The organism is Photobacterium kishitanii (genome assembly GCF_003026355.1).
In the GTDB taxonomy this organism is placed as follows: Bacteria; Pseudomonadota; Gammaproteobacteria; order Enterobacterales; family Vibrionaceae; genus Photobacterium; species Photobacterium kishitanii.
Genome location: NZ_PYON01000005.1, coordinates 199,077 through 222,694, shown reverse-complemented (window position 1 = coordinate 222,694; position 23,618 = coordinate 199,077). Strand labels below are relative to the sequence as shown.

Sequence of the window (23,618 nt, the reverse complement as noted above, 5' to 3'; positions counted from 1 at the left end):
TAGAAAAAATAGCTTAATATATTGTAGATCCCTTTGTAATAAACAATATTGTTTATTTATCAACTGGAGATGTAATGATTAAACTTTCAAACTTAATCAATTCATTTGGTCCATTTTTTGAGTTGTTAGATGTTCCAATTGCTATAATAAATACTCAAGGTGTTTATCTTTATTATAATGATGCGAGTGCGCAAATAGATCAAATACCAAAAAAAGAAGCTTTAGGGGCAAATATCCTCTCGCTATATAAAGATATGGATACAGAATCTAGCACTATGCTGCAAGCTGCAATTTATGGTTCTGAATATAAATCAAGCACTCAAATTTATTACAATAAATACGGTAATAAAGTTGAATATGTTCATTCAACTTCACCACTGTATGATGATTGCGGACATATTATTGGAGCAATTGAAATAGGATTAAGTAAAAACATTTCTCAACGCATGACGAAAGAAGTGTCTTCACTCATAAAAACACTATCTCAGCACACTCAAAAAGGTAAAAGTCCAACGATTATTTACCGCTCAAAAGAAATGGAACACACCGTAGAACAAGCAGCAAAAATTGCACAGCAAGATGTACCGGTAATGATCTACGGTGCTACAGGTACAGGTAAAGAACTCTTTGCTCGATTAATTCATGACAATAGCAACCGCAGTCAAAAACCATTTATTGCGGTTAACTGTGCCGCAATTCCAGAAAATCTCATTGAAAGCATGATGTTTGGCACTGAAAAAGGGGCATATACTGGCTCTGAGAAGAAAAAAGGTTACATTGAAATGGCTGAAGGTGGCACTTTATTTCTTGATGAACTCAACTCTCTAAGTATTGATATGCAACCTAAGTTATTACGTTACCTTCAAGATAAAAGTTATTGGCGTTTGGGTGGCGATCGTGAACATCACTCAAACGTGCGTGTTGTTGCCGCTGTTAACGAATCCCCTGCTCTATTAATCAAAGAAGAGCGACTTCGAGAAGATCTTTTTTATCGTCTCTGTGTGGGTTTTATCACAATTCCAAAACTTAAAGATAGAAAAGAAGATATCGCATTACTTGCTAATTATTTCATCGAAAAATACCAAACTACTCTTAATCATAACATCACAGGCCTTGCCGAAAGTACTAAAAGCTTGCTTGAAACCTTTCATTGGGATGGTAATGTTCGCATGCTAGAAAATACAATTATTCGCAGTTTAATTTTTCAAGATATGCCAGGTAAATTACAACCAGCAAGTATTAATATGATCGATTTAGCATTACCAAAAAAAGATATTACAACGACATCTGAACAGATTAACTCCCCAAATAATCAAGTACCATATGTTGAAAAAAAAATATCAGGAAGTCTAGATAAAAACGTAAAGGACTATGAAAGAAAATTAATTATAAACTCTCTAAATAATCATCAGGGATGCTTATCTAAAGCGGCAAGAGAACTTGGTATTCATCGCTCAACCTTGCAGTACAAAGTAGAGCGACATAATATCCAATCAACAAATTTCTAATTTAAAATATACGGTTGTTATCTCATTTATTCTATTAGTACTACATTTTGTTCTAATATTTTATTTTTACGCAATAAATAGCAACCGCTTAATAAAATAATTAACGCTAACTCGGCTAATAATATATCGATACCATTTGTTGTAAACCACAATCCCATAATACTAATCCCATTTAAGGTCATTGCTATAATCGGTAACCATGGAAAAAACGGCGCGCGATATTTAATCGGATATTCAGGGAAATTTCCACATTGTTTCTCTTTTCTAAATCTATAATGGCATAACGCAATACAAAACCATGCAGCACAACCGACTTGGCCTGTTGTCGCAATCAAAATAATATACAGATGTTGAGGCGTAACATAAGCACTCACCAATGATACCGATGCAATAAACGCGGTAAAGATAACTGCGACTAATGGGCTACCTCGACGATTTATACGACCAAAAAACGATGGTGCAACATTATCTTTAGACATTGACCACAATAATCTTGAACTGGCATAGAGTGCTGAACTACACGCTGAAAAACCACACAAGACAATAATCACTTCCATCAACACATCAGCATGAGGTATTCCTACTTGAACAAAAATCCATACAAAAGGACTTATTGCAGCATGCAGCCCCGCTGGATAAACAAACGATAGCAACAATGTAGTTAATATATAAAATAAAAATACTCGAATAACCAACATCTTAATGACTTTCTTCATCGTACCGCCCTTATCATCAGTTTCTCCTGCCAAGGTTCCGATGATTTCTACTCCCTGAAAAGCGTATGTTACCGTCGTCATACTCGCAATAATTCCAAGGATCCCGTGCGGCAAGCGGCTATTTTCAGTTAACATCCCACTATGAGTCACCACTGTAGGTTCAAACACGATCAGTCCGATACAAGTCATAATAAATGCAATAATCGTCACAATCTTCAGCGATGCAAAGATGGTTTCACTTTCTCCATAAGCAGTAACGGTATAAAGATGAACACCACAAATAAACAATAAAATACAACCGATAAAAACAGCGATAGGAATTTGATGAAAGAGATGATGAAGTGTCATTGAGGTCGCGGTGAGATCAGCTGAAATTGTTAGCACCCAACTCAGCCAATATAACCAACCAATAATAAATGACCAATAGGGATTTTTTAGGAAAAGCCGCATATAGTGTTGAAATGAACCTGAGTGAGGAATAGCACTACTTAATTCTCCCAGACTCAACATCGTTAACAACATGATAATACCAGCAATGGCATAAGCAATTGTCATGCCTAAGCTGCCTGCAACCTCTAGTGGTGATGAAATACCAATAAATAAACCCGTACCAATTGTTCCGCCAATTGATATCATCATTAAATGACGAAGATTCAGTTTTTTCTTTAGCCCATTATCCATTGTATAACCTGTAATAACGGTGAAGTGTTCATTCTCTAAAATACGCTAATGACACCTACTGAATAAAACATAAGGGGGCCATATGCCCCCTTCTCAATTGTTACTCTTGAGTAAATTGATATTTAATACCAGTGGTTTGGCATGCCATCAATAATGCGGTGTAATCTAATTCAAATTCAACACAATCACCGACCTGAAGTTGCTGTTCACTGTCTTCGATATCAATCAAAGTATGATCGCTTGTTTGACCTAATAACGAAATTTTATCATCGACAGGATGACAACCATCAAATGGTACGTCTTGTAATCCAAAAGCTAGCAATGCACGTTTACGGATCCCCTTATCCTCAAACTCTTTGGGATTTAAAAAGGCATCAACGCCTAATTCACCAACAGGTACCGTTGGTTTTGCATTCACCTCGATAATTTCAGCAGATAAGATATACATATCAGAACAAGCTAAACCAACATCTTTGTGCGAATGGTGGTAATCATCCAAGTACTTCATATCAACATATTCAATACCAAACTCTTGTAAGCCTCCCATTCGCAAGTGATCCAATCCTGCAGGCCATGTCCCTTTATCCATTAAATGATAACTAGTACAGTTACCTGCTGAAGTTAATGGAATAGGCTGACCAAGATCTACTTCAAGTCTTTCCTTTATTGATACTAATGTATCGCCATTGGTGACAGTTGGCAGTACCGTGCCATAACAATTGAAATTCGATCCAATACCATACAAGTAAATATTGTCTAATGCTTGAATGAGCTTAATAAGCTGTAAGATATCATCGTAGTTCTCGAACCATACACCTTCGCGCAAATCGCCAAGATCAATCATAAGCAATACACCATGCTGACATCCCTGCTTTTGTGCTTCAGCAGCCAGGGCACGAATAACCGTTTCCTCACTATTTAAGCTCAGATCTGAGTAACGAATAACATCTTCAATTTCACTTAATACTGGACTACGTAGTAAGCATTTTAAGCAATCAATATGTTGCATTTTAGCAAGATTATAAACTCTTGATTCGGCAATGACATTAATACCGGCATCAACAACAGCCTGAGCTGTTTCAGGGGCGCCATTAAATACTTTATTTACAGCCATCATTGATACACCAAACTTATTAAGATCTTTAATAGCAGCTTGAGTATTTTCTTTTAATTTTCGAGTATTAATTTTTAACGTAGGTTTATACATAACAACTCCTAAATCAGGGACGATAATATCGCCCCTCCTTTTATTAATTACACTTCAGATTATTTTTATACTTCAGCGTGATTACGCTTTTGACCACGGCTATATAAAACCAGTGCGAAAATAATTGCGACAATAGCACCACCAAATATCTGAGCTTTATCAAGCCAGAAATTACCAGGCGCGATACCATCAGGTGGAATAAATAAAATGGCAATAGCAAACAGAATAGAAACAAGCCCCATCATTGCAATAACGTAAGGAGTAATATTACCAGGGATCTTAAATGCGCGATGCACATCCATTCGTGTTTTACGTAATACAATATATGCACTAAACAAGAGCAAATAAGGAATGAAATAACAGACAGTAGTCATGGCAGAAAGAATCCAATAAGCCCCTTCTAATGAATCACTCAAGAATGATGAAAAGCACATTACAGTAACAAGAATAGCTTGTACAATCATTGCGATATGTGGTGTATCATGCACAGGATGCATTTTTACAACCATACTATTTGGCTTCAGGATCTTCGCTTCAGTAGCTGCTTCTTGAAACATATAAATAGGACCCACTAACCAAGAGTTAATCTGTCCAACTGCACCAAAGAATAGACAGCCTCCAATAACATCAGAAAGCCATGGCATGCCTAAAGTATTACTTGCGAATTCAATTGATTGACTAATACCCGAAACAACATTTAGTTTACTAGCAGGATATATAGTATTAATAGCAATCGTGGCTAGAATATAAATACCTACAATTAATATTGAAGCAATAATCATTGAGCGTGGAAAATCACGTTGCGGATTTTTCATGCGTCCAGCAACCATACCCGTTACTTCTAAACCAGCAAATGCAAACATTGCAGATGATGCTAAAACTATATTTGATAGTTTTGAGAAGTCGGGAATAAAACTTGCTGATTGTGAAACATAATCGGTTTGCATTGGGTGTCCAGAAATAACCCAATAAATAGCAATAACCGCTATTACAGCTGATGGAATAAAAATACCTAAATATACTGATAAGCTATTTACAATATTTGTAAATTTAAGCCCTCGCATATTAATAAGCGTTAATATCCAAAATATCACTGCAGATCCAACACCAACAAAAACTTTATTATCTGCGATTTTTGCTGACATGATATTGCCACTCACGGCGGCAAAACCAAATTGCAGCATCAATGGAAAAAACACTACACATGAGAAAAGAAAACAGACAGTTGAGACCCAACCAACACGGGCGCCAAACGCCTCTTTTACCCAAACAAAAATACCACCATCATGTGGCCAACCTGTAGCTAACTCACCACAGACCATTGATAATGGTAGGATCATGAACAGCGCTGCAATAATCCAAATTGCAATCGCGGACGGCCCATATCCAGCAACCATAGGTACAGAACGTAATGCAAGTACTGCAGCAACAGCCATGAAGACTGCGTCTTTAGTCCCCATTAAATTTTTATTATCTGACATAACAACGCCTTTAAACAAAAGAGCCCCACACTTTCATGTGAGGCTATTCAAATACTTAGTAGATATCTTGACCTGTAATATCTTCGTACGTATCTTCACGACGAATTAAACGGTCATCTCCTTTGTCATCAATCATGACAACAGCAGTACGAGGTCGGTTGTTATAAACAGTTTGGCTTTCGATGGTATATGCACCAGCATCTAAGAAAACCATCACATCATTAATTTCGGTATTTTTAGGCACAGCAAAGAAGTCACCTTTAATACCAACATGATAGTAATCACCACCATCACATAAAGGGCCCGCTAGCTTTACATACTTATCGTGAGCTTCATTAATTTTTGAGGCATTATATACATAGAAGAACCAATCAAAATGCTGACTATCTGCAAGTTGGCTATAACCAGCATCAACAAAAGTCCAGTCAACAAGTTGCTCAACATTACCATCAAGATCGTAAAATGTTTTCACCTTTTCACAAGACACTTCGGTAAGAAGCACGGCTGCAGATCCCACAACCTTACGGCCTGGTTCGATAACAATTTCAATATCTTCACGCCATTTATGTACTTCGGAAATAATTGCATCAGCAAAGTCTTGTGATGTAATACCTGCATACATATTATCTTCTAGCGGGTTACCGTTTTCTTCATCGTATTTATAAGGCGTTGGAATACCACCACCGACATTGATTAACTCAAATTTAATTCCCAATGATCTTTCTAGATTACGACACTCATCAACCATAACTCGTGTCGCTTTAGCAAACGGTTCAGCTTCTGGCACCTGATCACCAACATGCATATGCAGGCCTTTTAATTTAACAAAAGGCATGTCTAAAATTCGGCGACATGTCGGTTCTGCCTGCTCTAAATCTAAACCTGACTTCGCATGATACGACGTAACAAGCTCATCATGTGTTGCTGATGGTACATTAGGCTCAACTCGAACACAGACGTTCGCAACTTTACCTAAACGACGAGAAATTGCATCGATATGGTCAAGTTCAAACGTGCTATCAACGTTAATAATGTATAAATCATTCGCAATAGCGTACTCGAGATCTGCTGGTTTTTTTACTACGCCATTAAATACAATTTGAGAACCAAGAAAACCCACTTCTAAGCACTTACGTACTTCATACATTGAGTTTGCTTCTGCATAAATGCCTGCATTTTTAATCGTCTTAAGAACCGACATCACAGAACACGCTTTTGAAGCAAAGAATATTTTGGTATTTTTATGTGCAGAGAATGCAGTTTCAATCTCACGAATATTTCGTTCAATTTCTTGCTCGGAATATACGTATAATGGCGTACCATACTTCTTGGCCAATGTGTCTAACTCAACATTTTCAAATCTTAGCTTGCCATCTACAGTTGAGAATCGACGATCACCATTGATTACTTGCTCACGTTGTTGATTAAAGTTGCTCATTTCAGTGTCAAACATTTCTTATACCTTCTAAATAAAAACCTTATGTTCGATTCACTTACTGCATTGAGTGTGCCAACTTTTAAATTAAAGATAACCAACTGTTTTAAAACAACTTAAACAAAAACCATCAAAAAATCACCACTAATTAAAATTACTCAAAATAATGGATATTCATTATTTTTAACGAGAATTGGTTAATTTATAATGGCCATTTATCTGTAATCCATCTGCTTTATTTCCATATTTATCGAAATATTTTGACAAACAATTTCTAACCCTTTATATTTCGATAATACTAGAAATACAGAGATAAATATCATGATCACTATTACTTCAGAAATGATAATGAATACCCTTCATATGTTTGGTTTTCTTGCGCTAGAACTTACCTTACTTTTTCTTGCGATTAGTTATTTAGTCGGTGTACTACAGGTTTATATTCCACCCGAAAAAATTCAGGCAATTCTTAGTGGCAAAAACGGTAAAGGCTACTTTATTGCAGGGTTACTCGGTGCAATAACCCCTTTTTGTTCATGTTCAACCATTCCATTTTTAAAAGGGTTGTTACGTGCTAAAGCGGGATTTGGCACCATGATGGTATTTTTGTTTGCGAGCCCACTGCTTAACCCCATTATTATTGGTTTATTTGCAGTTACCTTTGGCATCAAAGTGACGGTGTTTTATTTTGTGATCGCGATGGGGGTTTCAATTATTGCGGGTTACCTATTAGAGAAATTAGGCTTTGAAAAATATATTAAAGCTGAAGCTTATAGTGAGCCTAAACCATCGTGCTGTGGTTCTAGCTGTAACTCAACCCCAAAACCAACCAATAAATGGCTTCAAATTTGGCAAACCACATGGACAGATTTTAAAAAAGTATTACCATATTTAATCGGCGGAATCGCTTTAGGATCGATGATTTACGGTTTTATGCCGACTGAATTTGTGGCTAAAATCGCCAGCGAAAATAACCCATTTGCAATCCCTGTTGCTGCGATTATTGGTATTCCACTTTATATTCGTGCTGAAGCCGTTATTCCATTAAGTGCCGCATTAGCAGCCAAAGGAATGAGCCTAGGTGCGGTGATGACATTGATCATTGGTAGTGCGGGTGCAAGTTTAACTGAAGTGATATTGTTAAAATCTATCTTCAAAAATCAAATGATTATCGCATTTTTAGTGGTTATTATTGGTATGGCTATCAGTGCTGGTTTTCTGTATCAATTACTGTTTTAAAAAGACGATTAAAATATAAAAAATCCCTCACCTTATTAGCTGAGGGATTTACTTAATTTATTCTTACCTTTAATTAACGGTAACTGTATTGCCCGTGACCACTAGAGAATGTCCAATGATTACCATTAGACCATTTTATACCAGCAACTTGAGTACATTGACCGCCAGCATTAATAAACCCTGCACCGTAAAAGCCACCACGTGTTACGCTACATAAGTTGGCATCACTATCTGCAACCGCTTTAACTCGTTGGCCCACTTGTTGAGGATTATTAAGAGACATCCATTCAAATTGGTTAACAGCCGATAACAATGGTTGTTCACCTTGACTATCTGTCACTGTTATTTCCGAACCGCCTGTACATTGAAAATCTCCGTTACCAAAATCCTCAACGTATCCATGTACAGTTTGCTCAACACCATTAATCACTAATTGGAAACGACAAACATTTGGTCTTTCACTACCGACACTTAACGTTGCTAATGAGCTACGATCGCGCGTCGATAATGTCGCTGGATCAAAACCGTCCGTATGTGCAAACCAACCCGCAGGTATTGCTGATTCAAGCACTTTATAACCATACTCTTGACCAATGATCACTGGCCCCTTTAGATCAGCAACCGCTGGGTTACGTGGCGTCATTACTGTATCTAATACCGATTCACTACCAGTGGTGGATGCACATTCAATAGTGATACGAGCTGGATGGTTATCCGCCGGTAAGTTTACATGTAACTTATTACTTTCATTACTATTATGGCGAGAACCACTTAATGCAATATTACTGATCTCACCATTTTCAGCTTCAACAACTAATTTACACTGCTTTTGTGAAGCGAAACTATATTGCTTAATTCCACCTTGATGACTTGCGTAAGCCCAATTTGCACCATTGGTATGCTTAACATCAGCTATTTGCATACAGCGATTATTCTCAATAAATCCGGCACCATCATGTGATGTACCAGCTTTATCTAAGGTACATAATGTTTTTTCACCCAACTCAATCGTTGGGGTATAGGTAACATTACCTACTTTCTCACCTTTAGAGGCCAGCAGTTGATAACCATTAACGCTAGAAACAGGGACTTCACGTTGATTATTAACCGACCAGTACATATCAGATGATACCTGACATGTAGCCGTTTCAGTGTTCTCGAAACCAACAAAGTTTGCCGTCACACCATCGGTATTAGTGTAATTAAACTGACATAAAGGCAACCACTGATTATCTATTTTAATGGTTTGCCATTCAGTATCATTACGCTCGGTATCACTCATGTCTGCCACTGATACCCAGCCTTCACGTTGAGGAGCAACCGTACTTGGAGCAGGTAGATCAAATAAGTTACCGTAATTTGAATACGTTAATGGATAAATCTGGCTAGGATTTGCTTCTGCTGGATCATAAATTCCAAGTACAGTGATCACCGGAACACCTTGCTGTGTTGGTGCAGCAAAACCCGTTTCTGATTCAATATAACGTTGGCTTGCTTGATCCCATTGAACAAAACCTGTTGAGCTATTTGCATCAAGATTATTGGAACGATTAAACCAATCTTGAGTCACTCGCGTTGCCATTGGATGCTCTAAGGTATAATGACTGATTAAACCTGTTAACGCATTTTCACCGCCGCCCATGGCTTCACGCATAAAACGGAATTCATTCGCAAATGGTGGCACACTTTCACCACTGTTATCGTTGGTCATGGTAATTGCAGTATCAGACCAATGGATATTACCAATAAAGCGTTGGTAGCGAGCATCCCAACCCCAACCTGACTCCATATCATGAATAGATGCATTTTTAGGATGATGCCCTCGGCCAAAGTTATGTCCAAGTTCATGCGACCATTCATTACCACGGGTTGAACTTAACGTAACAATACCGCCACCACCGCTTAAACCATGGTTAACAACAGTAGACGTAATAACACCAGTCTCTTTATCTTTAGCTAAATAACGACCACGATTATTATGGGCGGTAATATGGCTAAATGGACGAGGCCAACTAGCATCACCACCCGCAGTATCAACTACACCAAAGTTGGCATTATTAATACCAAGAGAAATTAATCGCTTACCAATAAATTCACGCATATCACCCGCATAAACTCCCGGTGTTTCGTATTCACTGGCTTTGGTGTAAACCTTACCATTAGGCAGCGTTACTTTGCGAAGGTGTAACGGGGTATAGTCAGCTACTACCATTTTAGATACTGGAATTTTCTGAAAATAATCAGTGGCTAGCTGTTCCATATTATTGATCATGTCATATTGATTACGAGGCTCAACTAACATACCAATATCAATATTTTGAATAACCAACTCAGGCGCACCACCAAAGACCAATAAGTCTTGAGTTAATTCACCTTCACGACCACGGTTGTCACTAAATCGTAGCGTCAACCCTGGCTTCATCCATTCCCAGCTTAACGGTAAACTCCATGCGTAATGAGAGAACATTACTTTACTTTTGCCATTATCGCGCTGATCAGTATCAGGTAATGCACTTGGTGGATGCATTAAAAAACGCCCCATACTCACACCATCAACTTCAACATCAACCCATAGCTGATTAACATTTCTAGTTTTAGGCGTAACAAGTAATAAACTTTCTCGGTTCATCACCAAATTAGGATGTTTAAGCTCATCATTACCATAAGGTGCAACGCTAGTATGTGTCTGTGCTAGTGCAATATTCGCGCTCAGGTTACCCACTAAATGGTTAACTGCTTTACGACTATCGTTGTAACTTAAACGTGATGATAGGGTATTGAAAGAAAAAGTTTTCTCATCACATCCAAGTTGATTACATTCAACTAACTTCACTTCATATTGGGTACTTGGCTCAAGAGCTGCAATATAAAAACCTGAACTATCGGCTGTATAGTTATAAGTAATAGAAGACTCACCAGGTGTATGTGCAGTTAATTCAATCTTGTAATTATTACCTTGTACAATATCATCCCACACCAATTCAACACCGGTATCAGAAATAGAGGCAGCCTTAAATCCAGAAATGATAGGCATCGCCAAATCACCACAATCAGAGGTAACCGTTCGTTGTACTAACTCGCTTTCCCAAATATAACTACCATCATCATGTTGAGAACCTCGCGCTGCTGGTAAATATTCAACAAAGCAACCACTGTCATCAGAGTTCATGACCCCAAATTGACGATGAAGTAAGTAAAAACCACCATTATAAGCAACATACTCCCATTCAGGACCAACAAATGGAAATGCCGCACTATAAACACCATTTGCATCATTTAATGGGAATTTTGGCGAATTTTCATGATTCAACCAATATTCTTTACCTTGATATTGTAGATATCTTTTACCATCACGTTCAATAACATTACTTGGCTGAGCAGCAAGTGATTGCATATTGTTGAGCGTTTCAAATGTCTTTGTCGCAATTTCTGTCAATGAGCTTTCAGTTGCAAAAACGCCAGAACTGAACAAGCTTCCACCGATAAGTACAGATAATAATTTAACTTTCATTGTATGACTCCTACCACCCAAAAGAAGCGTTTTTTCGCTCTCAATAAAATATATTACCCCCTCCAAGTTAACAAGTTATATTTATGGTATGTATAAGAATAACTATTGATAAGGAGGTCAAAAAAACAGTTGACGCAATCGTTTGCTTTCACTACATTGCACGCTGTTTTTAGCTTTAACCTATTAGGAAAATCAATGTCATTACTAAAACGCGGTATCATACTTTGCTGCCTTATTTTGTCACCAATAACTGTTGCAGCCACGCCACCTTCAGCTCCAATCTTGATTCAAGGCGCAATGGATATAGAAACTACGACCCTAATAAATGCACTTGAAAATAAATCACAAACAACAGTCGGTGCATGGACATTTTGGCAAGGAACAATTAATAATTATCCGGTGGTGGTCTCTCGTACAGAAGTAGGTATTGCTAATGCTGCAGCAGCAACAACGCTAGCAATAGAACGTTTTAAGCCAACCTTAATTATTAATCAGGGTACATCTGGTGGGCATGATCCGCAGTTACAACGTGGTGATATCGTTATTGGTAAAACCAGTTTTAATATGGGGGCATATAAATCAGAATTTACCCCAAAAGGAAAAGGCATCGATCCCACTCAATGGCAGAATTTTAGCGTCACCATGCGCTTACGTGATCAAGGTAAATTAGTTGATCATAATGCTTTCTATGCTGACCAAGGTTTAGTTGATATCGCGCAATCAATAGCGAGTAGTTATAAAAAAGGCAAGGTAGTAACCGGTATTATTGGCACTGCTGATGAATGGAACCGCGAAGTTGATCGTATTAATTGGTTGCATACCAACTTTAATACGGCAGTAGAAGAAATGGAAACCTCATCAGCAGCATTAGTTGCTCAAGCTTATAAAGTACCTTTTATTGGCATCCGTATTTTGTCTAATACCGATCTGCACCTACAAGATTTTGATCCACAAACTGCGGTTGACTGTCAGCAGTTTGTACTTGATTACACCAAAAAACTCATCATGATACGTAACTAATACTGACAAAATAACAAGGGCGATATCAGCGCCCTTGTTATCTGATTTTCAGAAATAAAATTAACCCAACATTACCCCTAGACTAAGTAATACCATTACCATCGCGGTTAAAAAACCTAGTAATGGACCAATAAAGCGTAGCCATGTCGAATAACCAATCCTACCAATTGCCAAGCCTCCCATTACCACTCCCGATGTTGGCGTCACTAAGTTAGGTAGCCCTGATGCCGATTGAAACGCAGTAACAACCAACTCACGACTCACGCCAGCAAAATCAGCTAATGGCGCAAGAATAGGCATTGATAACACTGCTAACCCCGAAGATGATGGTACAACTAAACACAATACCGCTTCTATCCAATAAATGGCGTTAATAAATAACACTTGCGGCAAACCCACTAATAAGCCTTCAGCGAAATTTAAAATGGTATGGGTAATATTGCCATCATCCATCACCACCACCAGTCCACGTGCAATCGCAATAATTAACGCAACCCCAAGTAAATCACGCGCACCATTAATAAAACTGTCAGTAATTTCAACTTCAGATAATTTACCAACGAGTCCCGCAACAATACTAGAGCCAATAAATAATGCAGAAAGCTCAGCCATCCACCAACCTTCAGCTGCAACTCCCCACATCATAATTGCAAACGTAAAACCAAAAATAGCTAACACAATTTTACGAGTAAGCGTTAATTCAGGTGCAGTTTCATCACTACCATGTAAGAAGTATGCTTTATTTGCTTCTCGCTGTTCGGCGACTAAAGACAATGATGGATCACGTTTAACTTTATCAGCATAACGCATGACATAAATAACACACGCCAACCAACCAATAATTAGGATAGCTAATCGTAACCCAATACCATCGACAAAGTTTATTTCCGCAGCATTAGATGCAATAACGGTCGCAAAAGGATTAATCGTCGAACCTAAACAACCAATTCCAGCACCAACCATAATAATGGCGACACCAACAACTGAATCATAACCAGCAGCAATCATCACCGGAATAAGTAATGCATAAAATGGGATAGTCTCTTCAGCCATACCATATACTGTACCTCCCAAAGCAAATAAGCCCATTAAAATAGGGATCATCCACCGCTCTTTACCTTTTAGACGTACCATTGTTTTAGCAATACCAGCATCGATAGCACCTGTGCGAGTAACTACAGCCAAATAGCCGCCAATAACAAGTACAAATAAAGCAACATCAACGGCGCGTGCCATATAATTAGCTGGATCATAAAAGCCTTGAATTGGCGCCATTAATACATCGAGGAATCCTTGAGGATTAGCGGCAACTGTCTGATAAGACCCCACTAACGGTACCATTTTTCCTAAGGTCTCATTATTGACCATTTGATACTGACCCGCAGGGATCAACCATGTTAAGGCTGCCATTAAAACAGTAAGCAACATTAATATCGTATAAGCTGAAGGAAATTTAAGCGTTTTCATAAAGAGATCCTTGAAAATAGGGGCTCCATCTATCTGCCCCTTTAGAGACTTATGCTTTTTTTGTATTACGCGACATATGCCATGATGTCGGTAACAGCCATTCCTTCGAGTCCCATTTGCTTCAATGTTCGACCACACTTAAAGTAGTCAGTATCGTTATAGGCATTATCAATATGTAGGCATGCAGTAATGATTGGCGTATCAACCCCTGTTAATTGCGCAAACTCGTAGCATGGTACCAATAAATAAGCAGCATCTTCGGTGATATAACGGTTGCTTGCAGAATTAGGAGCACTGTTTAGTTTGCCGTGGGTTTCTGAGGTACGATTAACGTCATAAACGGTTTTACACTCCATGTCATACAAGGCATTCATTGCATCAAGTTCTGTTATTAAATGCAGACCAAGCGCTTGCCCAATCGCCAATCGTTCATTTTCCATGACTGCAGCAGCACGTGCAGTTGATACGGAACAACAATCTTTATAATAATTAAATTGGCCGTCAAAATTCTCTAACAAGCCCATATTCAATGTGGTAAGTAATGGATGACCACCAAAATTAATATTTTCTAATCCAGCAGCAATAACATTATCTAATGCCGTTAAAGGTAATGGCATCAAAGGTTGTAGACGTGTAATAGCAACTTCCGTTCGATGAGCAGGCAAGGCTGCAACAGGAAGATAATTTTTCATACCCAAAATGGCTAATTCCGCTGGGCCCACAATGCGTGTCGCCCATGGAATTGAGATCGCATCGACAAAAGTCAGATCTAAATCGTGATAGCCCTCATCATGCTTAATTTTATTTAATACTAATGAACCATAATTACCAGGCATCAACATAATCAATTGCCCATTTTTTAAATGCGGCAACATTGAACGAAATAACGGCTCTTGAGCAAAAGATGGAACCGGTAAAATCAATATATCGGCGTAATCGACCGCTTGTTTCAGGTCGCGAGTGATAGTCTCAATGGCTTGAAAACCAGCAAAAGATAACTCAACATCGTTACAGGTAGCTAAGGCTGTGATCCCTCCCTTGTTTTCTATATCTGCTAACGGTTGATCAAATCCTGTCGCGCCATATAAACATACATCAGCACCGTGCAATGTCAGATGATATGCTGCTGTCAGCCCTGCGTTACCTGAACCAATAATAGAAACACGCGTTGTCATGGTTATTCCTTAATGTAATGACATAAGATAAAAATCACATTAAGAAAAATCAGGTATAAGAAATAATACTATAACCTCAATATACTATGTCTTTAGGTTATAGCTTCTCCGTAAATTAAAATTAAAGTCTTTAAATACAGTTAGATAGTGAAAAATACATCATTCACGCCATCATATGCATAATGTGACCTATTGCTATTTAGGGTCATGATAGGCTATGCATCGGACCGACTTTTAAGTAAATATCCATCCTATCTGCAGTTAACATAAACTGCTCAATAAAACGTTCAGCATGTCGATGAATTGGTCTTAATCCTGGATATAAAATCGTAAATTCAAACGGTAAATTAAACGCTAATGGTCGTATAACAACATCTCGTGTTTCATTGGCTAAATACGCTGTAAAAGGATCAGTAATCGCAATGCCGACCCCCTCAGCAACTAAAGCTGCGGCAGTACTTGCCAGTGATACCTCAATTTGTTTATTAATTTTAACTTCATGCCGGCGTAATAAATTATCAAGACAGCGCTGAATCATGTCTTTTTCATGCCGAATCACACACTCACTTCCCAAATCAGTCACTGATAGTTGTCGTTTAAGTGCTAATGGCGATGATGCTGGAATTAATACAACACATTGACATGATACTGTTTGGCTGGTTACACCAGCGATATCATTAGTAGTAAACGCAAAACCAATATCAGTAGTTTGCGTTTGAATTTGGCGTACAACATCTTCAGAACGATAGGTTTTTAAGCCAATTTTAGTTTGGCAGTTATGCTGTAAGAAATTAGCTAATATTCGCGGTAAAAATGCATGCGAAAGTACAGGCATTGCAGCAATCGTTAATGATCCTACATGATGAGTTCTAATCGCTTCAGCAGCGCTGTCTAAACCATTAACGGCATCAAACACTTTTGCCACTTCTAAATAAAATGCTTGGCCCTCATCACTTAACACTAACCGGTTACGCTGACGAATAAACAATTTAAATTTTAATTGATCTTCTAAACTTGATAATAAACGACTAACCGCAGGTTGACTGATATTCAATAATTCTGCAGCAGCGGTTACGGTTTGGCATTCAACAACAGCACGAAAAGCATTTAGATACGACAATTTCATAAGCACTAGTATACATATTAATAACGGTGTTCCATCATAAACACTATTGTTAATAAAAACTTTGACGCTTAAAGCAAACTACAACATCAAATAAAACATAACCTTATAATCATAATTTCAAGCAAGTAACATACTTAATGATATGTAGTCAGTTTGTATTTGTCGCTATAATAGTGGCTCATCCACCAGCAATAACGGCTCTATAATGGCAAAATCAAAAGCAATTATTCGTATCGACTCATACGGGATTTATTCAACGTGGGACTCTAAAGCAAAAAAATTACCCAAAATCCAACAATTCACTTTAGATGTACCTGCAGAAATCGATATTGAGTTTGGCTTTACGGTTAATATCAAAAAAGCACGAGGCGAAAAAATCCGCTACTGTATTTATCACCCTAATATCACTGACGCTGATGGCGAAATCATGGCACCTTTTGATGGTGAATTGTATATCCGCAACAACGATTGGGATTTCTACCTCGGCGATACTATCTGGGCACCGATTGACAACAAAATTGGTGATTGGAGAATGACCCTAGAAATAAACAATACAATTATCGCGGAGAAAACCTTTAACGTTTACAGCCATGATGAAAACCAATTCTGGAAACGTCGCGGTTGTTAACTAAGCTGTTTTTAACATCTGCGCTTATTTTTGAGATCTTACCTTACAATCTGGCGTTATAGTTTGAAACAAAGCTGTCACATTAGCCCTTTAATTTAGTCCCTAAACAATTTAATCACTTTAAAGGACGCCACATGACTAAGTCTTTACTCGCGCTTTCATTAATCACAGCCAGCATCACAATGTCAGCGACGGCAATGGCAAGCGAGCACATTGCCGTTTCAGGTTCAACCTCAGTCACAGAAGTAATGGAAGTCTTAGGTGAAACTTACCACCAAAATCACCCTGATGTGTTTATTGATATTAACGGTACAGGATCAAGTGCAGGCATTAAATCTTCAATTGAAGGTGTTAATGATCTCGGTATGGCTTCACGCAACCTGTCTGCAAAAGAAAAAAAATCAGGCCTGGTTGAAACTGAAATCGCACGTGATGGTATTGCTGTGGTTGTTAACCCAACAAACCCAGTCAACAATTTAACGAAACAGCAGATTAAGCAAATATTTGAAGGCGATATTCCTCAGTGGTCAGGCGTGGGTGGAAATAGTGATCCCGTTGTAGTCACAACCCGTGAAAACGGATCTGGTACACGAGGAGCATTTGAAGAATTAATAGGACTAACAACGACAATCAATGGTATGAAAGTCTCAACAATTAGCCAACACGCACAAGTAGCCAGCGGTAATGGTATTGAAAAAACTATCGTCGCCAATAACAAAGACGCCATTGGTTTTGTTTCCCTCGGCTCAATAGATAAAACCCTTAAAGCTGTGGCGATCAATGGCCATAAAGCATCAGTTGCTGATGTAATAAACAACACTTACCCACTATCTCGTCCATTCTTAGTACTTAATCAACCAGGAAAACTTAAACCAGCAGCCAAAGCTTTCTTGGCCTGGATTATGTCGCCAGCAGGGCAAAAAATAATTAAAGACAAAGGCTACATCTCAATGTCCTAAATGAGTTAGCCAGATAAGGACCCACCCCCTTCCTTTCGGCTATAATTGAATGAACCGACACCCAAAGCACTTTCATTGTGGTTTGGGTGTAAACTTATACATATTTTCTTCTGTAATAGCTTGCCGCTTTTTATATTTCCAACCTTATCATTTCTTTAGATTGTACGTTACGTGTTCAAACTCACCGACACTAGCATAAAAAACACAATTCGATTAGACTGCGTTCAATACCCACTCGTAAATTATTTTATAGGATATAAATCATGGGGCTATTTAACGCTATCTTGGGCAATGCCGGTGAAATGAGTATTGACGATGCTACCGAAGAGTTAGCAACAATTTTAGGCCAGGGAGAACAAATCGAATTAGCCTATAAATTAATTCGCGATATGATCATTTTAACGGATCGCCGCTTAATTTTAATTGATAAGCAAGGATTAACGGGCCGCAAAGTGGAATATCGCTCTATACCTTATAAATCAATTACGATGTATACCGTGGAAACAACGGGCCACTTTGATCTAGATGCGGAATTAAAGCTGTGGATCTCAGGTCAACACGACCCAATTGCACTTGAATTTAATGGTTCAACCAATGTCTACGCTTTACAAGGCTTACTCGCTGCAAAGATTGCAGGCAAATAACAACAACCCCACTAAACAATATTCAGACATCAATGTAAAAGGTTCGCCATATAGCGAACCTTTTCTTATTTACAGCTTCAAAAAATCAGTGATTACTGCGTGACAGCAATCAATGCATCAGCAAGGTAATCTATCTGTTGTTCTTGCAAACCGGCGATATTAACTCGGCCATCGCCTACCGCATAAATTGCAAATTCATCACGCAAACGCATAATTTGTTCTGGCGACAACCCTGTCATTGAGAACATACCTTTATGATCCGCAATAAACGAAAATTGATCACACCCTTTAGCAGCTAATGTTTTCACTAACCGCTGACGTAACCCAATAATACGCTGTTGCATCATAGTCAATTCTTGTTTCCATACGGCAGTTAGCGCAGTATCAGTCAAAATATCAGCGACAAGTGCAGCGCCATGATCCGGTGGCATGGTATAACTTGCACGCGCTAAAGTTAGAATGCGACCTTTTGCGTTTTGAGCATTGTTAATCGTATTACCCACTAGCAACGCTGCCCCGGTACGTTCGCGGTATAAACCAAAGTTCTTTGAACATGAGGTTGCAATCACCATTTCTTCAATATTGTCAGCCATAAACTTCAAGCCGGCACCATCTTGCTCAAGGCTATCTCCGAAACCAAGATATGCCATATCAACAAACGGCATAAAACCATTTTTATTCGCTAATGCCGTAATCGCTTGCCAATCTTCAATACCAATATCAGCACCCGTTGGGTTATGACAGCAACCATGCAGTAATACCACATCATTACTACCGGCTTGCGCTAATGTCGATAACATTGCATCAGTATTTACTCGCTTAGTAACACTGTCAAAGTAAGGATAAAATTTAACTTTAAGTCCAGCGGCTTCCATTACAGGTTTATGGTTAACATAACTTGGATCAGTTAACCACACCGTGGTATTCGCATTAGCTACATGAATAAGATCAGCGAGCATTCGCAATGCACCACTCGCGCCAGGGGTTTGAACGCCGACAGTACGACAATGTGCAGAAGTACCAGCAAGTAGTAAATCAATCATGCATTGATTAAATACCTCGCTACCAGCTAAACCTACATAAGATTTAGTTGTCTGAGTTTGCAGTAATCGTTGCTCAGCCTGTGAGATAGCCGTCATGATCGGAGTCTGACCATGATTATTACGATAAACACCAATCCCGAGATCCATCTTATTATCACGCTGATCAGAATTATAAATTAATGATAATGACAATATTGGATCGGGTTGTGCGGGAGAAAGTTGTGTGAACATTGATTAAATTCCATTTAACAAGCATGAATTCAAATTAGCATTTCAATTTCATGCCGTCATTAGAAATAATCACATCACACATTTAAATTACGATAAGGAATTGATTAAGCTAAGCTTCATAACTTAATCAATTATTGATGACTATTACCAAATCGTTTCATCACCGGGTAAATTAAGCAATGCTTTTAACGATGGCGCTTCTTCAAGTAAGCGGTATAAACGCTCGCTATGTTCTTCTAACAATTGGCACGCTAAATCAGCATTGCGTGCTAATACTGCTTTCATCAACGCTTCATGTTCACCGTTATCATGATACTGTTTTTCTGGTGACAAACGCGCATTCAGTAGAAAATGACGATAGCGTTCTTGTTGATCATAGATATGAGAGATCATTTCTCGAATAAATTCAGATCCATCACAGGCTACCAACGATAAATGAAACTCTTTATGGCGTAATTCCCATTCATCGTAATCAAACAATATCGATTCTGGGTCTAAACGATTCAGTTTATGGAAAGCGGTTAAAATTTGTAACTCCCAAGCCTCATCACCCTTTTTAATCGCATCTTGTAATGCCACATGCCCCAATGCTAACCGAGTTTTTAAAATACCCCGTAGCTCATCCAACGATACATCAGCAACCCAAAATCCTTTCTGTGGTTTCATTGTGACATATTTTTGCCATGATAATTGCACCATCGCCTCCCGCAATGGTGTTCCGCCCACTTGGTAGCGTTCTTTTAACTCACTCAGAATAAGCTTCTGCCCAGCTTCAAATTCACCACATAAGATATCATGCCTAATTTGGCACATTACTCTATCGCTTATGGTTGCAAAGTTGTCTTTATTCATATCAACCATCTAGTTTTGTTACACACAATATAGAACTCGGCGTTATCTAAGACCCAATCACTTATCATTACCGAATATTTTCACGCATACATATTACAAAAATCTTACTACTTACCAGTAACTTTATTATTAATTTAATGCTAATAAAGCAAATAACTATTCATGTAATATTAAATCGCTAATATAATAATACATTAATTTAACATTAAATAAGATAACGCATTATCTACAATAATCAGCTTTTTATACTAACAATGATAATTTATAGCGAAGACCAAAATATAAACCTTTTAAATTAATACCTTAAACGACCAACACTAACAAAATTCAATCCTATTATGCCACCCAAAGATACCATAAACACATATAAACTCACCAAATGTTATTTTTATAACCATAATATTTAGAAATAGTCGTTCTTGTGCTTTTTTATGAGCGATATAGCGATATTTATGCCTAATAAAAAATACAATCATAGACATTAATGCCTAACTTACCTTTTACTACTATGACTTACCGTCTTTATTCTATTATTAGCATATTTCTCATTAATATAATTATGTTCAATTGGCACCACCAACACAGTATATTTAGTCTCGCTATCATTCTGTGGTCATTAGTGCCTCTATTTAGCTTACATTATATTATTAAACAATATGAATATTTCCATAACAAAGTACTCATTGTCATCCAATCCTATTCAGCATGGGTATTGTTTTTCGCTTGGGTTTCTTGTGTATTTCTTTCTATTACAATGCCTTACATCATAAGCATCATTAGCAAAACTAATGGTCATTATATTTCCCTGTATATTTTATCTCCTGCCGTCACCTTATTCATCACGACCATTAGCGCATTTGCTACAAGTTTAGTCATCGTAATGATCACCCGCTTATTACGCTAATCATCCACTTTTAATCCATATGCAAACTGGTTAGTACCAATTCCTCGTAATATACAACTATCACCAAAACGACAATTGCTTAAAAATGCAAATTAAACTATCGGAATTTGACAGCTAAATTCGCTTCACAAAAGTAAAATCGATCATTACTATAAAATCGATTTTTACGGACAGACAGTTTAAATATCGATATTTTAAGATGAGTTATAGAGTATCGTTTTTTAAGTCTTTACTGCTTAACTGATAGATTTTGAGGTCTACAATGGCAAGCTCTAATGCTTCACCCGCTAAAATTGGCGTATTTAGTTTCGTCATGATTACCGCTGCGGTTGTTATGAGTGTACGTACACTCCCAATGACAGCGCAGCCAGGAATGATGACGATATTCCTAACGTTAGCTGCAGCAATTTGTTTTATGATTCCAACGGCACTTGTTTCGGCAGAGCTAGCAACAGCTTGGCCTGAAGATGGTGGTATCTTTATCTGGGTTCGTGAGGCATTTGGCGAGCGCATGGGTTTCGTTGCCGTATGGATGCAATGGATTCAAATGGTTTTCGGCATGACATCAATTCTGATGATTGTCGGCGCAATTTTTGCTTATGCTTTTGATCCTGCATTAGCACAAAACAAGATGTACATTCTTGCCGTAATCTTAGTGGTTTATTGGGCATGTACGCTAGGTAATATGCGTGGTGTTAAAACACTAGGTTGGGTATCCACTCTTTGTGTAATCTTGGGTGTGTTCTTACCTTTCTTCGTTCTTGTAGCATGTGCGATCGCTTACCTTGCAGGTGGTCACCCTATTGTTACGGATCTTTCATTTAGTACAGCAAACCTTATTCCTGATTTTTCAGATAAAGGGACTTGGGCACTATTCATTGGTTTCGTATTCGTAGTTATGGGTATGGAAGTATCAGCGTCAAACGTATCCCACGTTAAAAATGCTGAGCGTAACTACCCTATTGCTGTGTTCCTAGTTGCACTATTTGTGGTTATTGTTTCTGTTGTTGGTTCATTCGCAATCTTCATCGGTATTCCAACTAAACACATTTCAATGACCGCAGGTCTTATCCAAGCATTCCAGACTTACTTCAATATGTGGGGTCTAGGTTGGTTAACACCTATCATGGCTATTTGTATGGCGATCGGTCTTGCAGGTCAGGTGAACTCATGGGTTCTTGGTCCAGTTCGTGGTCTACAAGCAACAGCTAACGCAGGTGCACTACCTAAAGTTCTACAAAAAACCAACAAAGAAGGCGTGCCTGTTAACCTTATTTACCTACAAGCTATCCTAATCTCAATTGTTGGTGTGCTTATCTGTGTAATGCCTAACGTAGATTCATTCTACTTTATGCTACTAGGTCTAACGTCTCTTGTTTACATCGTTGCTTACTTACTAATGTTCTCTGCTGCAATCTACCTACGTTACAAGCGTCCTGATATGAAACGTAGCTTTACAGTTCCTGGTGGCAACATCGGTATGTGGATCTGCTCAGGCTTAGGTATCGCAACATGTCTACTAGCGGGTTACTTTGGCTTCCAAGCTCCATCAAGCTACGTTGGTACTGCAAGCAGTTACTTCAACTTCCAGTTCTTCGGCTTACTTGTCATGGTGATTATCCCAATTATCGTATACGCATGGGGTAAGCGTTCAAATAAAGCTGAACTAGCAAAAGCCGCGGCTAAAGCACATTAATAAATAGCAAAACCTCCTTAACGTTATCAACGCTATCGCAGGTAATAGAGAGAAAGCCGTTAATACAATTAATGAGCTATTGGTAATGGCTTTCC

17 protein-coding genes are annotated in these 23,618 nt (G+C 38.3%); 7 read left to right on the top strand and 10 right to left on the bottom strand.

All coding sequences use genetic code 11. The annotated features are described in order from the left end of the window. The first annotated feature begins 74 nt into the window (after nucleotides 1–74). Nucleotides 75–1,508, top strand: a complete 1,434-nt coding sequence (locus C0W29_RS08180; RefSeq protein ID WP_107174043.1) for a sigma-54 interaction domain-containing protein — start codon at nucleotides 75–77, stop codon at nucleotides 1,506–1,508. A gap of 26 nt (nucleotides 1,509–1,534) precedes the next feature. Here the strand turns inward: C0W29_RS08180 and C0W29_RS08175 are convergent, their stop codons facing one another. The 4 genes from C0W29_RS08175 to dokD form a co-directional block, all read right to left on the bottom strand. Then, nucleotides 1,535–2,905: an amino acid permease gene (locus C0W29_RS08175; RefSeq protein WP_045045243.1), complete on the bottom strand. Its 1,371-nt coding sequence runs from the start codon at nucleotides 2,903–2,905 to the stop codon at nucleotides 1,535–1,537. Between the two features lie 100 nt (nucleotides 2,906–3,005). Further along, nucleotides 3,006–4,112: an alanine/ornithine racemase family PLP-dependent enzyme gene (locus C0W29_RS08170; protein ID WP_045045242.1), complete on the bottom strand. Its 1,107-nt coding sequence runs from the start codon at nucleotides 4,110–4,112 to the stop codon at nucleotides 3,006–3,008. 65 nt (nucleotides 4,113–4,177) lie between these two features. Next, nucleotides 4,178–5,593 (bottom strand): APC family permease, encoded by a 1,416-nt coding sequence (locus C0W29_RS08165; RefSeq protein ID WP_045045241.1) that lies wholly within the window; start codon nucleotides 5,591–5,593, stop codon nucleotides 4,178–4,180. A gap of 55 nt (nucleotides 5,594–5,648) precedes the next feature. Then, a complete protein-coding gene (dokD, locus tag C0W29_RS08160; protein ID WP_045043036.1) occupies nucleotides 5,649–7,046 on the bottom strand; it encodes an ornithine/lysine decarboxylase DokD in 1,398 nt (465 codons plus the stop codon). Nucleotides 7,047–7,349: 303 nt separating this feature from the next. On the opposite strand from dokD, the gene C0W29_RS08155 reads away from it, so the two are divergent. Further along, entirely contained in the window at nucleotides 7,350–8,267 is a 918-nt protein-coding gene (locus tag C0W29_RS08155; RefSeq protein WP_045045240.1) for a permease, read from the top strand. 73 nt (nucleotides 8,268–8,340) lie between these two features. On the opposite strand, the gene C0W29_RS08150 is transcribed toward C0W29_RS08155, so the two are convergent. Next, nucleotides 8,341–11,778 (bottom strand): M66 family metalloprotease, encoded by a 3,438-nt coding sequence (locus C0W29_RS08150; protein WP_045043038.1) that lies wholly within the window; start codon nucleotides 11,776–11,778, stop codon nucleotides 8,341–8,343. A 195-nt stretch (nucleotides 11,779–11,973) separates the two neighbouring features. Here C0W29_RS08150 and C0W29_RS08145 point away from each other — a divergent pair, with 195 nt between their 5' ends. After that, entirely contained in the window at nucleotides 11,974–12,798 is an 825-nt protein-coding gene (locus C0W29_RS08145) for a 5'-methylthioadenosine/S-adenosylhomocysteine nucleosidase (RefSeq protein WP_045043039.1), read from the top strand. 60 nt (nucleotides 12,799–12,858) lie between these two features. Here the strand turns inward: C0W29_RS08145 and C0W29_RS08140 are convergent, their stop codons facing one another. The 3 genes from C0W29_RS08140 to C0W29_RS08130 all read right to left on the bottom strand — a co-directional run bounded on the left by C0W29_RS08140 (nucleotide 12,859) and on the right by C0W29_RS08130 (nucleotide 16,566). After that, the gene (locus C0W29_RS08140; protein WP_045043040.1) at nucleotides 12,859–14,265 is read right to left on the bottom strand and encodes a YfcC family protein; all 1,407 of its coding nucleotides are present in this window, start codon (nucleotides 14,263–14,265) and stop codon (nucleotides 12,859–12,861) included. Nucleotides 14,266–14,330: 65 nt separating this feature from the next. Continuing rightward, on the bottom strand, nucleotides 14,331–15,440 hold the full coding sequence (locus C0W29_RS08135; RefSeq protein ID WP_045043041.1) for an NAD/NADP-dependent octopine/nopaline dehydrogenase family protein: 1,110 nt from the start codon (nucleotides 15,438–15,440) through the stop codon (nucleotides 14,331–14,333). A 205-nt stretch (nucleotides 15,441–15,645) separates the two neighbouring features. Further along, on the bottom strand, nucleotides 15,646–16,566 hold the full coding sequence (locus tag C0W29_RS08130; RefSeq protein ID WP_036792531.1) for a LysR family transcriptional regulator: 921 nt from the start codon (nucleotides 16,564–16,566) through the stop codon (nucleotides 15,646–15,648). A gap of 205 nt (nucleotides 16,567–16,771) precedes the next feature. Here C0W29_RS08130 and C0W29_RS08125 point away from each other — a divergent pair, with 205 nt between their 5' ends. The 3 genes from C0W29_RS08125 (at nucleotide 16,772) to C0W29_RS08115 (ending at nucleotide 18,797) form a co-directional block, all read left to right on the top strand. Next, a complete protein-coding gene (locus tag C0W29_RS08125; RefSeq protein WP_036792533.1) occupies nucleotides 16,772–17,194 on the top strand; it encodes a DUF3859 domain-containing protein in 423 nt (140 codons plus the stop codon). Nucleotides 17,195–17,328: 134 nt separating this feature from the next. Next, on the top strand, nucleotides 17,329–18,153 hold the full coding sequence (locus C0W29_RS08120) for a phosphate ABC transporter substrate-binding protein (protein WP_045045239.1): 825 nt from the start codon (nucleotides 17,329–17,331) through the stop codon (nucleotides 18,151–18,153). Between the two features lie 263 nt (nucleotides 18,154–18,416). Next, nucleotides 18,417–18,797 (top strand): PH domain-containing protein, encoded by a 381-nt coding sequence (locus C0W29_RS08115; RefSeq protein WP_036792538.1) that lies wholly within the window; start codon nucleotides 18,417–18,419, stop codon nucleotides 18,795–18,797. Between the two features lie 92 nt (nucleotides 18,798–18,889). On the opposite strand, the gene C0W29_RS08110 is transcribed toward C0W29_RS08115, so the two are convergent. Beyond that, nucleotides 18,890–20,071, bottom strand: a complete 1,182-nt coding sequence (locus C0W29_RS08110; RefSeq protein WP_045043043.1) for an amino acid aminotransferase — start codon at nucleotides 20,069–20,071, stop codon at nucleotides 18,890–18,892. Nucleotides 20,072–20,215: 144 nt separating this feature from the next. Continuing rightward, nucleotides 20,216–20,884: an FCD domain-containing protein gene (locus tag C0W29_RS08105; protein WP_045043044.1), complete on the bottom strand. Its 669-nt coding sequence runs from the start codon at nucleotides 20,882–20,884 to the stop codon at nucleotides 20,216–20,218. 1,205 nt (nucleotides 20,885–22,089) lie between these two features. Between C0W29_RS08105 and C0W29_RS08100 the strand changes: the two genes are divergently transcribed. Then, complete coding sequence (locus C0W29_RS08100; RefSeq protein WP_045043045.1) at nucleotides 22,090–23,523, top strand: APC family permease; 1,434 nt, start codon at nucleotides 22,090–22,092, stop codon at nucleotides 23,521–23,523. Nucleotides 23,524–23,618: the final 95 nt, after the last annotated feature.